Annotated in this window: 12 protein-coding genes and 2 pseudogenes; 5 read left to right on the top strand and 9 right to left on the bottom strand. The window is 72.8% G+C overall.

From position 1 onward, the window contains the following. Position 1: 1 nt before the first annotated feature. Together pstC and ACZ5DS_RS35245 are read right to left on the bottom strand one after the other, a co-directional pair. A complete protein-coding gene (gene pstC, locus ACZ5DS_RS35250; RefSeq protein ID WP_468246759.1) occupies positions 2–1,069 on the bottom strand; it encodes a phosphate ABC transporter permease subunit PstC in 1,068 nt (355 codons plus the stop codon). A gap of 150 nt (positions 1,070–1,219) precedes the next feature. Further along, positions 1,220–1,834: a CGNR zinc finger domain-containing protein gene (locus tag ACZ5DS_RS35245; RefSeq protein ID WP_468246757.1), complete on the bottom strand. Its 615-nt coding sequence runs from the start codon at positions 1,832–1,834 to the stop codon at positions 1,220–1,222. Positions 1,835–1,926: 92 nt separating this feature from the next. On the opposite strand from ACZ5DS_RS35245, the gene ACZ5DS_RS35240 reads away from it, so the two are divergent. The 3 genes from ACZ5DS_RS35240 to ACZ5DS_RS35230 all read left to right on the top strand — a co-directional run bounded on the left by ACZ5DS_RS35240 (position 1,927) and on the right by ACZ5DS_RS35230 (position 4,640). Further along, positions 1,927–2,709 carry an MBL fold metallo-hydrolase gene (locus tag ACZ5DS_RS35240; protein WP_468246755.1) on the top strand — a complete coding sequence of 261 codons (783 nt, stop codon included), beginning with the start codon at positions 1,927–1,929 and terminating at the stop codon, positions 2,707–2,709. Between the two features lie 141 nt (positions 2,710–2,850). After that, positions 2,851–3,798 (top strand): ATP-binding cassette domain-containing protein, encoded by a 948-nt coding sequence (locus tag ACZ5DS_RS35235; protein ID WP_468246752.1) that lies wholly within the window; start codon positions 2,851–2,853, stop codon positions 3,796–3,798. Further along, positions 3,795–4,640 carry an ABC transporter permease gene (locus ACZ5DS_RS35230; RefSeq protein ID WP_468246750.1) on the top strand — a complete coding sequence of 282 codons (846 nt, stop codon included), beginning with the start codon at positions 3,795–3,797 and terminating at the stop codon, positions 4,638–4,640. Before ACZ5DS_RS35235 ends, ACZ5DS_RS35230 begins: the two co-directional genes overlap by 4 nt. Positions 4,641–4,668: 28 nt before the next feature. Here ACZ5DS_RS35230 and ACZ5DS_RS35225 read toward each other — a convergent pair. Continuing rightward, positions 4,669–5,256 (bottom strand): annotated as a pseudogene (locus ACZ5DS_RS35225) (M55 family metallopeptidase); the annotation flags it as partial. Positions 5,257–5,432: 176 nt separating this feature from the next. Further along, a pseudogene (locus ACZ5DS_RS35220) lies at positions 5,433–5,676 on the bottom strand (M55 family metallopeptidase); the annotation flags it as partial. A gap of 79 nt (positions 5,677–5,755) precedes the next feature. Here ACZ5DS_RS35220 and ACZ5DS_RS35215 point away from each other — a divergent pair. Both ACZ5DS_RS35215 and ACZ5DS_RS35210 read left to right on the top strand, forming a co-directional pair. After that, positions 5,756–6,034: a hypothetical protein gene (locus ACZ5DS_RS35215; RefSeq protein WP_468246747.1), complete on the top strand. Its 279-nt coding sequence runs from the start codon at positions 5,756–5,758 to the stop codon at positions 6,032–6,034. A 99-nt stretch (positions 6,035–6,133) separates the two neighbouring features. Then, positions 6,134–7,981 carry a phosphatidylglycerol lysyltransferase domain-containing protein gene (locus ACZ5DS_RS35210; RefSeq protein ID WP_468246746.1) on the top strand — a complete coding sequence of 616 codons (1,848 nt, stop codon included), beginning with the start codon at positions 6,134–6,136 and terminating at the stop codon, positions 7,979–7,981. On the opposite strand, the gene ACZ5DS_RS35205 is transcribed toward ACZ5DS_RS35210, so the two are convergent. From ACZ5DS_RS35205 to ACZ5DS_RS35185, 5 genes are all read right to left on the bottom strand, one after another. Next, positions 7,950–9,218: an ArgE/DapE family deacylase gene (locus tag ACZ5DS_RS35205; protein WP_468246744.1), complete on the bottom strand. Its 1,269-nt coding sequence runs from the start codon at positions 9,216–9,218 to the stop codon at positions 7,950–7,952. The genes ACZ5DS_RS35210 and ACZ5DS_RS35205 overlap by 32 nt on opposite strands. Positions 9,219–9,357: 139 nt before the next feature. After that, positions 9,358–10,788, bottom strand: a complete 1,431-nt coding sequence (locus ACZ5DS_RS35200; RefSeq protein WP_468246742.1) for a sensor histidine kinase — start codon at positions 10,786–10,788, stop codon at positions 9,358–9,360. Beyond that, a complete protein-coding gene (locus tag ACZ5DS_RS35195) occupies positions 10,788–11,522 on the bottom strand; it encodes a response regulator transcription factor (protein WP_468246740.1) in 735 nt (244 codons plus the stop codon). Before ACZ5DS_RS35195 ends, ACZ5DS_RS35200 begins: the two co-directional genes overlap by 1 nt. Before the next feature lie 117 nt (positions 11,523–11,639). After that, positions 11,640–12,263 (bottom strand): FMN reductase, encoded by a 624-nt coding sequence (locus tag ACZ5DS_RS35190; RefSeq protein ID WP_468246738.1) that lies wholly within the window; start codon positions 12,261–12,263, stop codon positions 11,640–11,642. Continuing rightward, on the bottom strand, positions 12,260–12,825 hold a 566-nt coding region (locus tag ACZ5DS_RS35185), incomplete at its 5' end, for an LLM class flavin-dependent oxidoreductase (protein WP_468246736.1). The genes ACZ5DS_RS35185 and ACZ5DS_RS35190, both read right to left, overlap by 4 nt.

The raw sequence follows: 12,825 nt of genomic DNA, 5'->3' as shown, positions 1-12,825 counted from the left end.
CTCAGGCCTCGCTCTGGGCGCCGGACCGGGAGCGGGCCACGATCGACGACGCGGTGAAGTTGACCGCCAGGGTCAGCAGGAACAGCGCCAGGCCCGCCGCCATCAGGGCCGACATGCCGAAGGTGGAGGCGTCGCCGTAGTGCAGGGCGATCAGCGAGGAGACGGAGTTCGTGCCGGTCTGCAGGATGTGCGGCTGGATGGTGAAGACGGGCGAGATGATCAGGTAGACGGCGATGGTCTCGCCGAGGGCCCGCCCGAGCCCCAGCATGGTGCCGCCGATGATCCCGCCCTTGCCGTACGGCAGGACGACCGAGCGGATCATCCCCCAGCGGGTCGCGCCGAGGGCGTAGGCGCCCTCCCGTTCACCGGCCGGGGCCTGCGCGAACACCTCGCGCATCACCGAGCACTGGATCGGCGCCACCATCAGGGCCACGACGAGCCCGGCGATGAAGGTCGAGGCGGTGTACACGCTCTCGGAGGCCAGCGGCTCGCCGGGCTGGGCGCCGTCCACCTTCAGGAAGGGGATCCAGCCGAACCAGTCGGACAGCCAGCGCGACAGCCCGATCACGTGCTGCTGGAGGAAGAACAGCCCCCACAGCCCGTACACCACCGACGGCACGGCCGCCATCAGGTCGACCATGGTGACGAGGGTGCGGCGCAGCGGGCGCGGTGCCACGTCGGAGATGAACAGTGCGGTGCCCACGGCCAGCGGCACCGAGATGGTCACGGCGACGGCGGCGATGAGCAGCGTCCCGGTGAGCACGGCCGCGATGCCGAAGTTGTGGACGTCCGGCTGCCATTCGGCGGTCGTGAGGAAGCGGAACCCTCTGACCCGCAGCGCCTGCCCGGCCCGGAGCAGCAGAAACAGGCCAACCCCTGCCATGACGGCGAGGACAGCGACACCGGTGGCCGTCAACTGGTATCGGAAGATCCGGTCCCCGAGTCCCCGAGCGGCGAACGCCCTTCGGGGCAACGGCCGTTCAGGTCTTTCGGGATCTTCGGATCCACTGGGCTCCGGTCTGCCGGGCCCCACTACCGCGGACACCACGTATGGCCCCCCAAGCGACATGCAGCGACATGTACGGGAACGGCGTCCCCGCGCGGGGAGAGTCAATGGCTGGATGCTGTCGCTTCCGGGCGACGTAGACGGCCCGTAGATGAACGGTCCATGTCATCTCCGTGCAGGAGCCGTGTGTGTAGTGGCCATGCTTCGGTTGGTTCAGTCCGGCCGTGCGGACGCGGCGCGGCGGGCGTAGGCGCGGGCCGCGCGGGCGCGGTCGCCGCAGCGGGTGGAGCACCAGTGGCGGCGGCCGTGCCGGAGCAGGTAGCGGTTGCACGGGGCGGAGCCGCAGGCGGTCAGGCGGTCGGCGTCGGGGCCGGTGAGCAGTTCGGCGGCGTCGGCGGCGAGGGCCGCCAGGGCGTGCTCCACGATCTGGGTCGTGGGGTGGGCGGCCGCCCGGTACAGGCCGCGTGCGGGGTCCCAGTGCAGCAGCGCGGCCGCGGGGGCGCGGGTGAGCGCGTGGTTGAGGGCGTTCAGGGCGTCGGCGGGCGCGGGGCTGCCGTCGATGCGGGAGGCGAGCAGCGGACGGATCCGTTCGCGCAGGGCCCGCAGCTGGGCCGCGCAGCTCTCCTGGAGATCCGCATCGGCCGGGGCCAGGCCGTGCGCCACCAGCCACCGGTTCGCCGCCTCGGGCGTGCCGAGCAGATCGACGACCCGGCCGCCGGGCACGACGACGGCACTGTTGGCGAGGTCGAGGGCGGCGTACTGCTCCGCGCCCGGCGCGGGGGGCATGGTCAGCAGGTCCTCGGTCACGGTCCCCTTCATGAGTCTCATGGTACGGCTTGCGCCCATCCGTGAGACAGGACTAACGTCACTTCACGGATGGACAACTCGCCATCCGTGAGACGATCTTCGAGGTGCCTCCCATGGCTGCTGCCGGTCCGACCCCCCACCCCACGAGCGAGCAGGTGCCCGTCCGCGTCCTCGGCGGCCCCACCGTCCTCATCGAGTACGGCGGCCTCCGCCTGCTGACCGACCCCACCTTCGACGCCCCCGGCGACTACCCCGCACCCAGCGGCCGGGTCCTGACCAAGACGGCACCGCCCCGCCTCACCCCGGCCGAACTCGGCCCCGTGGACGTCGTCCTGCTCTCCCACGACCAGCACGCCGACAACCTCGACCACTCCGGACGCGCCCTCATCGCCGAGGTGCCCCGCACCTTCACCACCCCGAGCGCCGCCGAGCGCCTGGGCGGCACCACCCGGGCCCTCGCCCCCTGGGAGTCCGTCGAGCTGCCCCGCCCCGACGGCGGCACCCTCACCGTCACCGCCGCGCCCGGCCTGCACGGCCCCAAGGGCTCCGAGCCGATCGTCGGCGAGGTCACCGGCTTCGTCCTGACCTCCCCCGACCTGCCGACCGTCTACGTCAGCGGCGACAACGCCTCCCTCGAACTGGTCCAGGAGATCGCCGACCGGTACGCCCCCGTCGACACCGCCGTCCTCTTCGCCGGCGCTCCCCGCCTGCCCGTGCTGGACAACGCCCTCCTCGTCCTCGACGGCGTCGGAGCCGCCACCGCCGCCCGCCTCCTCGACGCCCGCCGCGTGGTCCCGGCCCACTGCGACAGCTGGGCCCACTTCACGGAGACGAAGGAGGACGTGGTGACCGCGTTCGTCGAGGCGGGTCTGGTGGACCGGCTGCAGCTGGACTGAACCCCGTACGACTCCCCCCACCCCCGTTCGGCCCCCAATACCACGAAATCGGGGCGATGAGGACCATAGCGTTGCGAGTGAGGCGTCAGACGCGACGGACGCCCGAGTCCGAGAGAAAGCGTCCGAGAGAAAGCAACGCTCATGATCGACGCACGGGAACTGACCAAGAGGTACGGGGAGAAGACGGCCGTCGACGGGCTGGACTTCGTCGTGAAGCCGGGCACGGTGACCGGCTTCCTGGGGCCCAACGGCGCCGGGAAGTCCACCACCATGCGGATGATCGTCGGGCTCGACGCCCCGACGAGCGGCACCGTCACCGTGGGCGGCCGCCACTACTCCCGTCACCGAGCACCGCTGCAGGAGGTCGGGGCGCTCCTGGAGGCCAAGTCCGTCCACCCGGGCCGCACGGCCTACCACCACCTCAGGGCGCTCGCGCTGACCCACGGCATTCCGCGCCGCCGGATCGACGAGGTCATCGAGCTGGCCGGGATCGGCAGCGTGGCGCACAAGCGGACCGGCGCCTTCTCCCTGGGCATGGGCCAGCGGCTCGGCATCGCGGCGGCGCTGCTCGGCGACCCGCAGACGGTGATGCTGGACGAGCCGGTCAACGGGTTGGACCCGGAGGGCGTGCGGTGGATCCGCACCCTGCTGACCTCGCTCGCCGCGGAGGGCCGGACGGTGTTCGTCTCCTCCCACCTGATGAGCGAGGTCGCGCTGGTGGCGGACCACCTGATCGTCGTGGGACGGGGGCGGCTGCTGGCCGACACCACCGTGCGCGACCTGGTCCGTGCGGCGGGCGGCCACACGGTGAAGGTGGCGACCCGGGACCCGGTACGGCTGCGGGAGCTGCTGGCCGGGCCCGGCGTCGAGATCACCGGCCGCGTCGGCTCCGAGGAGCTGCAGGTGACGGGGGTGACCGCCCGTGAGATCGGGCTGAAGGCCGCCGAGCACGGGATCCCGCTGTTCGAGCTGACCGCGCGGACCGTCTCCCTGGAGGAGGCGTTCATGGACCTGACCCGGGACGCCGTCGAGTACCACGGCTGCGCGACCGGCATCGAGATCCCCGAGACCGCCGGGAGGACCGCATGAGCACCCGCACCCTCACCGCCGCCGCCGACGCACCCCGCACCGCACCGGCCCGCACCGCCTACCGCGTGACCGGGCGGCGGGTGCTGGCCTCCGAGTGGGCCAAACTCTGGTCGCTGCGGTCGACCTGGATCACCCTCGGCCTCGGACTGCTCTTCCTCGTCGTCTTCGGGCTGATCGCCGCGAGCCGCTACAAGGCCCTGACCGGCACGCCTCGCATGGACCAGGAATTCGCCCGCGCGACGGCCGTGAGCCTGTCCCTCTTCGGCACCAACTTCGCCCAACTGGCCCTGGGCGTCCTCGGTGTGCTGGTCACGGCCGGGGAGTACGCCACCGGCACGATCCGCTCGACCCTGGCGGCCGTACCACGCCGGCTGCCCGTCCTGTGGTCGAAGGCGGCCGTGTACGGGCTGGTCGCGCTGGTCGTCGGCACCCTCGGCGCGTTCGTCGCCTTCCTGATCGGCAGCGGGATCCTCTCCGGCACGCCCGCCGCGATGGACCTGGCCCACGCGGGAGTCGTCCGCAGCCTCTTCGGCGCCGGGCTCTACCTCGGCCTGGTCGGCGTGATCGGCACCGCCCTCGGCGCGCTGCTGCGGTCGGTGGCCGCCGGCATCGCCGTCCTGGTCGCCACCCTGATGCTCATCCCCGGCCTGGTCTCCCTCCTGCCCAGCTCCTGGCAGGCCGACATCAGCCCCTACCTGCCGAGCACCGCGGGCCGGGCACTGTTCGCCCTGACCCACGACTCCACCACCCTCTCGCCCCTGCCCGGCCTGCTGGTCTTCCTCGCCTGGACGGCACTCGCCCTGACGGGCGCGGCATACCGCCTGCTGCACAGCGACGCATGAGCGCCGCCGAGGCGCTCCTCCCCGCGCCCTAGCAGTACGGCGGCTGGTTGGTGAGCGAGGCTGCCACGCGCATCCAGATGCCGAACTGCCGGTAGAGGGACGGAAGGCCGGCGCTCGCCCGGACCGTGCGGCTGTCGTCGGCGGTGACCCCGGGTATGCCGAGCAGCGTCGAGGCGACCGAGGCGGACTGCCAGCGGACGGCGAGGGTCGCCTCGGCGGCGGAGGCCGGCGGGGTCGCCGGCCTCCGCGTCAGCGCCCGTGCGACGCCTTCCTCGATGGCCTCGCGTGCCTCGTCCGCCGGACGCAGCCTGGCCGCGAACCGGTCGTGGGCGTACTTCACGGGGACGGTGCCGACCGACGCGTCCCACGCCGTCATCTCCGCGCACGCGGCGTCGTCACCCGTGAGGGCCACCACGGGGACGCCGAGGGCCGCCGCGGTGGCGTGGGCGAGGCCGATCTCCCCGACGGGGCGGCCGTCCAGCCAGATGTCCTCGATCTCGTGGCCCATGAAGCTGTGGCTGAGCACGCCCAGCGCACCGGCCCGGGAGTGGTAGCCGACGCACACTGCGGCGTCGTACCCGGCGGTGAGCCCCTCCAGCATGCCCATCTGCTTGGGCTAGGGCCTGTTGCGAAAGTCCCGCCTGCCCGGCGACGCCCGGCACGCACTCTCGCCGCACCAGGTACAGACCCAAGTACGTCCAGTACGAGGGCCTGCACCCGGCACGCCGAGAGCACGCACCGGACGCCGCCGGGCCCGCCCTTCGGGCGGACGACGGGACTTTCGCAACAGGCCCTAGCCGCGCACCAGGCGGGCGGCCGGGTGCAGTGCCTCGGGCAGCAGGTTGCGCATCGGGCCGTGGGCGTCGTTCACGAGGATGTCCGTGGCGCCGGCCGCCAGCGCGCCGCGCACGGCCGCGTTCACGTCCTCCGCCATCATGGAGCGGCCCCGCTCGTAGTCCCGCCCGCCGGGCTGGACGTCGTCGGCGTCGACGAGACCGGTGATGCCTTCCATGTCCACGCTCAGATAGATGCGCATGGCACCGACCCTAACCCGACCCTACGTATTGTAGGTTCCCAACCGCCCACGGCCACACGTCTGTTCATCGGGGGACACCATGCAGGACACCGAACCGGAGCTGAGTCCGACGGAGGTCGGGGTGCGCAGCCTCGGCCCGACGCTGACCCTGCTGGTCAGCAGCCTCGTCGTCGCCGCCGTCGGCGTGTACGAGCTGTGCGGCTTCGGGCTGCACAGCCTCGACCGGCGCCCGCATCTGTTCAGCGACGGCCTCGCGACCGGCGGGGTGATCGTCGCCGTGGTGGCGGCCGGGGCGGCGGTGGGCAATCTGGCCTGGATACTGGCGGCGGCCCGGCGCGGCGGAGAGGGCTCGGGATGAGACCCTGTGCACCAGGTATGTGCACATCGGTGTCCACGCAGTCCTACAAGCTGTAGGGTCAGCGTTTGCCCCGTCCCCTTCCCCAAGGTGCCCGTCACCATGCCCGCACGACAGTCGACCCTGATCTCCCCACAGGTTCCCGCTCAGCGCGACCCGCGCCCCCGCATCCCCTTCCTGCCCGCCTTCATGCCCACCGGCGACAACCGGCTGCGGAAGCGGGCGGCGGCGGCCACCGTGTGGTACCTGCGCCTGCAGGCCGTGCTCAACATCGCCGCGGTCCTCTCGCTGCCGTTCCGCGAGGAGGTGCACGAGCACAACGCGGGCGCGTACTTCACGCCGTACCTGGCCACCGCCGGCCTGGTCTCGGCGGCCCTCGCCCTCTTCCTCGCACTCGTGATGCGCCGCCGCAAACGCGCCGCCTGGGTCTTCAACCTCCTCCTGGCCGGCCCGCTCTTCGGCCTCTACGTCCTCGCCCTCACCCGCGACCCGTACCGCGAGCACCTCTTCAACTGGCTCTCCGCCGGCCTGACCGGCCTGTTCGTGGCCGCCCTGCTGCTCGGCCGGCGCGAGTTCGACGCCATCGGCGACCGCTCCAACCCGCGCCTCGCCCTCGCCGTCGGCACCGGCGGCGCACTGGTCAGCGGCGTGCTCGGCACCCTGCTGGTGCACGCGACCAACAAGCTCCCCGGCGCCACCCTCACGGACGAGATCGCCTACACCCTGCTGCGCGGCATCAGCGTCGGCCCGCTCGCCGACCGCGTCGACGCCGTCGACGCCCCCCGCTGGGCGGACGTGATCGTCAACATCCTGATCGCGGCGACCTTCCTCCTGGTGCTGTACGCCTGCTTCCGCGCCCCCCGCGGCGCCTGCCTGCTGGCCGCGGAGGACGAGGACAAGCTCCGCTGCCTCCTCGCCAAGCACGGCGACCGCGACTCCCTCGGCTACTTCGCCCTGCGCCGCGACAAGGCCGTCATCTTCTCCCCCAGCGGCAAGGCGGCCGTCACCTACCGCGTCGTCGGCGGCGTCAGCCTGGCCTCCGGGGACCCCATCGGCGACCCCGAGGCCTGGCCCGGCGCCATCGACGCCTGGCTGGCCGAGGCCCGTCGGCACGCCTGGACTCCGGCCGTCATGGGCGCGAGCGAGGAGGCGGGCACGATCTACGCCCGCCACGGCCTGGACGCCCTCGAACTCGGGGACGAGGCGCTCGTCGACCTCGCCGACTTCACCCTCGACGGCCGGGCCATGCGCGTGGTCCGCCAGGCCCACAACCGGGTCCGCCGGGCCGGCTACACGGTCCGCATCCGCCGCCACGAGGACATCCCCGACGAGGAGATGGCCCACCTCGTCGACCGCGCCGACCACTGGCGCGACGGCGCCACCGAGCGCGGCTTCTCCATGGCCCTGGGCCGCCTCGGCGACCCCGGCGACGGCCGCTGCGTGATGCTGGAGTGCCGGGACGCGGACGACGTGCCCCGGGCCCTGCTCAGCTTCGTCCCCTGGGGCGAACACGGTCTCTCCCTGGACCTGATGCGCCGCGACCGCGCCTGCGAGAACGGCCTGATGGAGTACATGGTCGTAGAGCTGCTGCTCCGGGCCGACGAACTGAACGTCCGCCGGGTGTCCCTGAACTTCGCCATGTTCCGCTCGGTCTTCGAACGCGGCTCCCGACTCGGCGCCGGCCCGGTGCTGCGCCTGTGGCGCTCGATCCTCACCTTCTTCTCACGCTGGTGGCAGATCGAGTCCCTCTACCGCGCCAACGCCAAGTACCGCCCGGTCTGGGAGCCACGCTTCCTGCTCTTCGCCAAGAGCAGCGACATCCCGAGGATCGGCCTGGCCAGCGCCCGTGCGGAGGGCTTCCTCACCCCGCCCGCCCTGCCGGCCTTCACCCGCCGCAGGCAGCAGGCCGGCCCGGACCTCACTTCACCCCGGCCGTCCGCAGCACCGTGAGCACCAGGGTCCGCGCCACCTCCACCACCTCGGGAAGGGACACACACTCCCGCGGACTGTGCGCGACCCGTACGTCCCCCGGCCCGTACTGCAGGGTCGGGATCCCGGCCCCGGCGTACAGCCGCAGGTCGCTCCCGTAGGGCGCCCCGCGCTCCCGGGGCCGGGCGGCCCAGCCGTTGGCGTCCGTGCAGGCGTCGCGCACCTCGTCCCGCAGCGGATGTCCCTCCGGGAGGCGTCCACCGGCGAACTGCCCGCCCGGCCAGCTCACGGTCGCCGGATGGTCCCGCAGCCAGGGATCACCGGCGCAGGCCTCGGCCACACACCGCTCGAACTGAGCACGAGCGGCGGCCGGTTCCTCGCCCAGCCGCACCCCGAGCCGCCCCTCCGCGACCAGCAGGCCGGGCACGCTGCTGGCCCAGTCACCGGCGCGCAGGGTGCCGACGGAGAGTGCGTAGGGAATCGGGTACTCGGCCATGAGTGCGGACGGATCCCGGTTCCGCTCGCTCTCCAGCTCGGCCAGCGCCCGGTGCAGCGGCACATACGCGTCGATCGCACTGACCCCGGCGTCCCGGGAACTGGCGTGGGCGGCCTTGCCGGGGACGGTGAGCCGGAAGGTGAGGGCGCCGGCGTTGGCGGTGATCAGGGTCCCGGCGGTCGGCTCGGTGATCACACAGGCGTCCCCGGTGTGCCCGCGCCGCAGGGTCCCGAAGGCACCGAGCCCACCGTCCTCCTCCCCCACGACGAAGTGCACGGCGACGCGCCCGCGCAACCGGATCCCGGCCGCCCCGACGGCCGCGAGCGCCGCCAGATGCGCGACGAGCCCCGCCTTCATGTCACAGGCCCCACGCCCGTACACGACATCGCCGACCACCCGCGGCACGAACGGATCCCCGTCCCAGGCCCCCGGATCCCCGGGCGGTACGACGTCCACGTGCCCCTGAAGGACGAGCGTGGGCCCGTCGCCCCCCTGGGCCGTGTACCCGACGAGCCCCCACGCCTCGTCCCGGGCGGCCTCCGCGCCGGGAAACCCCGGGTCGGCGCGCAGCCCGGCCAGATCCATGGACCACAGATCGACGTCCAGCCCGAGCCGCTCCAGCCATCCGGCGAGCAGATGCTGGATCTCCGACTCGGCCGCACTCCCGGTCACGCTCGGAACCGAGATCAACTCCAGCAGCATCCGCCCGACGTCACCCTCGTCGAGCTGCGCGAGGGCGGCAGCCTCCTGGTCACTGAGCACGGCGACTCCCCGCCTAGGGTGCGTTCTCTGTGCCGATCATCACCCCACGGCCCGCGTCGGGACCAGATCCCGGACGACCGAAGGCCGCCGACGGCGCTCCCGCCCCACGGAGGCCGCCCCGAACAGCATCCCCACCAGCTCAGCCCCCGCCGCCGACGATCCCGCCGCCCAACGTGAACCCGATCACCGACCCGCCCCCTTCCCGCCGGTAGGCGAAGGGTGCCCCGCCATGCGCCATGGCGACCTCGCGGACGATGGACAGGCCGAGCCCCGACCCCGGCTGGGACCGGGCGTCGGCGGCCCGGTAGAAGCGGTCGAAGATGCGGATCAGATCGCCCTCGGCGATGCCCGGCCCCCGGTCGAGGACCTCGACGCGGACCGTGCCCGGCCGCGCGGGCCCGGTGATGTTGATCTCGATGGGCGCCGTGCCGTCGCGGTCGAACTTCGCCGCGTTCTCCACCAGGTTGGACAGGGCCCGCTGCAGCATCGCGGGCCGCCCGTCGGTGCGTGTGTCGCCGCTGGTGCGGAGCACGATCTCCCGGCCCGTACGACGCTTGGCCAGCCCCAGCACGTCCTCGGCGATGTCGGCGAGGTCCACCCGCTGCGGCGGCTCGCTGTCGGACTGCCCCGCGGCGAGGTCGACCAGCTCGTTGACCAGGTCGGTCAGCTCGCGGGCCTCCTGGGTGAGGTCGGCGACAAGTTCCTCCCGGGTCGCGGGCGGCAGCTCGTCGATGCGGCGCAGCAGGGAGATGTTCGTCCGCAGTGAGGTCAGCGGTGTCCGCAGCTCGTGTCCGGCGTCCTGGACCAGCCGGCGCTGGTCCTCCTCCGACTGGGCGAGCCGGCCCAGCATCCGGTCGAAGGCGCGACCCAGCCGGCCCACCTCGTCCAGGCCCGCGACGGGCACCTCGATGCCCAGCTGCCGGGTGCGGGCCACGTCCTCGGCGGCGGAGGTGAGGATCACCAGGCGCCGGGTGATCCGGCGCGCCAGCCACCAGCCGAACAGTCCTGCGGCGACCACGACCGCCGCCATCAGCATCAGCGTCCGCTGCTGCAGCGCCCGCAGCAGGTCCTCGGTGTCGCTGAACTCCTGGGCGACCTGCACGGCGCCCTTGCCGCGGCCGAGCGAGACGGTGGCGACGCGGAACAGGTCCTGGTCGACCCGGACGTCCTTGTGCTGGACCACCCGGCCGGCCGCCGGCGCGGTGGCCACGGCCTTGTCCCCGGCGGTGACGGGCAGCACCGGGCTGCCGTGGTCGACGATCTGCCCCTGCGCGCCGAGCACCTGCACATCGGTCCGGGCCGGCCGGACCAGATCGTGTCCGGGGCGGGAGGAGGAGAAGTCCTCGGGGACCATCGCGTGCTGCCGCACCTCGTCCTGCACGTCCTGCACGACCTGCGTGAACACCGACTGCTGGTCGACCCGGACCAGGCGGGCGGCGGAGCCGTACGACAGGATGCCGACGAGCATGGTCACGGCCGCGGCGACGGCCGCGAAGGACACCGCGAAGGTGGTGCGCAGCGACACCAGCCGGGGCCGGGGCCCGGCCGGGGGCCGCCAGCGGCGGCCCATTAGTCCTCCCGCAGCACGTAACCCACGCCCCGCACGGTGTGGATCAACTGGGGGGCGCCGGGCTCGTCCAGCTTGCGGCGCAGGTAGCCGACGTACACCGCGAGGTTCTTGGAGCCGGGTCCGAAGTCGTAGCCCCAGATGCGGTCGTAGATCGTCGAATGGTCGAGCACGATGCCCGCGTTGCGCACGAGCAGCTCCAGCAGCTCGAACTCGGTGCGGGTCAGCTCCAGTTCGCGCTTGCCGCGCCAGGCCCGGCGGGCCTGCAGGTCCATCCTGATCCCGGCGGCCTCCAGCTGCCGGTCGGAGACCTGCACCTCCCGCCCGCCGTCGCCGCCGGCAGCCGCACTGCCACCGCCGGCGGGCACCGGGCTGGTGCGCCGCAGCAGGGCCCGCAGCCGTGCGAAGACCTCTTCCACGTCGAACGGCTTGACCACGTAGTCGTCGGCGCCGGCGTCCAGGCCCGCGATCCGGTCGGCGGTCTCCACCAGGGCGGTGAGCATGAGGATCGGGGTGCGGTCGCCCTCGGCCCGCAGCACCCGGCAGACCTGGAGTCCGTCGATGCCCGGCATCATCACATCGAGCACGAGGACGTCCGGCGGGGTCGTGTGCGCCTGCGCCAGGGCTTCGACTCCGTCGGAGACCGCCGTGACCTCGTACCCCTCCAGGGTCAGGGCCCGCTCCAGGGCATGACGGATGGCGCGGTCGTCTTCGGCGAGCAGCACAGTCTGGGGCACGTCCCCAGTCTGCCAAGGCCGCCGGCGGTTCGGCCGGGGCGAGCGGGCCTACGATCACCCTTTTTACCCGGCTCTCACCGTCACACGGGCAACCGGGAGCGTGCCCCTACCGTCCTTTCACCCCGCGGATCGCAGTGCGGCGAGCTGCTCCTCGAAGGGGACCACGGTGAAGTCGGCGACCTCGACAGGGGCCGGCCGCTCCTCCGCGGCCGGGCTCGGGCGGGCGCCCGACAGCCCGCTCATCAGCGCGGCCAGCTCCCCGGCGGCCCGCTCGATCCGCTCCGCAAGCCCCTGCGCGCCCCAGTCCTCCGACGCGCCATAGACGCCGGTCGGGACGACCACGGCCCGGAGGTGGGCGAAGAGCGGACGCAGTGCGTGCTCGAGGACCAGCGAGTGCCGGGCCGTACCGCCCGTCGCGGCGATCAGGACCGGCTTCCCGGCCAGGGCGTCCTTGTCCAGCACGTCGAAGAACGACTTGAACAGCCCGCTGTACGACGCGGTGAACACGGGCGTGACGGCGATCAGCCCGTCCGCCTGCGTCACCGCGTCCAGCGCCGCCGCCAGCTTCCGCCCGGGGAACCCGTTGGTGAAGTTCTGCGCGATCTCGACCGCGAGGTCACGCAGTTCGACCACCTGGAGGTCCACCGGCGCCTGACGGTCCACGGCGGCGGCGAGCCGGTCGGCCAGCAGCCGGGTGGAGGACGGGACGCTCAGCCCCGCGGACACGACGACGAGCTTCATGCGGCGGTCACCTCGTTCTCGGCCAGCAGGGAGTCGTGGGTCGGGGCCCCCGGCACATGGGCCGGACGGCCGTTCGCGAACTCCTTCCGCAGCACCGGTACGACCTCCTCGCCCAGCATGTCGATCTGCTCCAGCACGGTCTTCAGCGGCAGCCCCGCGTGGTCCGTCAGGAACAGCTGACGCTGGTAGTCGCCGGCGTACTCGCGGAAGGACAGGGTCTTCTCGATCACCTGCTGCGGGGAGCCCACCGTCAACGGGGTCTGCTCGGTGAAGTCCTCCAGCGACGGCCCGTGCCCGTACACCGGCGCGTTGTCGAAGTACGGCCGGAACTCGCGGATGGCGTCCTGCGAGTTGGGGCGCATGAACACCTGGCCGCCCAGGCCCACGATCGCCTGCTCCGGCGTGCCGTGCCCGTAGTGGGCGTACCGGGTCCGGTACAGCTCGACCATCCGCTTGGTGTGCTCCTTGGGCCAGAAGATGTTGTTGTGGAAGAAGCCGTCGCCGTAGTACGCGGCCTGCTCGGCGATCTCGGGCGAGCGGATCGAGCCGTGCCAGACGAACG

The organism is Streptomyces sp. NPDC031100 (genome assembly GCF_055570785.1).
Note: the sequence above shows the minus strand (reverse complement) of the source record. Positions and strands in the feature narration are given on the sequence as shown.

Excerpts from the sequence above, each read along its gene's own strand:
- pstC (WP_468246759.1), bottom strand. The coding sequence starts at position 1,069 with ATGTCGCTTGGGGGGCCATACGTGGTGTCCGCGGTAGTGGGGCCCGGC.
- ACZ5DS_RS35245 (WP_468246757.1), bottom strand. The coding sequence starts at position 1,834 with ATGAGACTCATGAAGGGGACCGTGACCGAGGACCTGCTGACCATGCCC.
- ACZ5DS_RS35240 (WP_468246755.1), top strand. The coding sequence starts at position 1,927 with ATGGCTGCTGCCGGTCCGACCCCCCACCCCACGAGCGAGCAGGTGCCC.
- ACZ5DS_RS35235 (WP_468246752.1), top strand. The coding sequence starts at position 2,851 with ATGATCGACGCACGGGAACTGACCAAGAGGTACGGGGAGAAGACGGCC.
- ACZ5DS_RS35230 (WP_468246750.1), top strand. The coding sequence starts at position 3,795 with ATGAGCACCCGCACCCTCACCGCCGCCGCCGACGCACCCCGCACCGCA.
- ACZ5DS_RS35215 (WP_468246747.1), top strand. The coding sequence starts at position 5,756 with ATGCAGGACACCGAACCGGAGCTGAGTCCGACGGAGGTCGGGGTGCGC.
- ACZ5DS_RS35210 (WP_468246746.1), top strand. The coding sequence starts at position 6,134 with ATGCCCGCACGACAGTCGACCCTGATCTCCCCACAGGTTCCCGCTCAG.
- ACZ5DS_RS35200 (WP_468246742.1), bottom strand. The coding sequence starts at position 10,788 with ATGGGCCGCCGCTGGCGGCCCCCGGCCGGGCCCCGGCCCCGGCTGGTG.
- ACZ5DS_RS35190 (WP_468246738.1), bottom strand. The coding sequence starts at position 12,263 with ATGAAGCTCGTCGTCGTGTCCGCGGGGCTGAGCGTCCCGTCCTCCACC.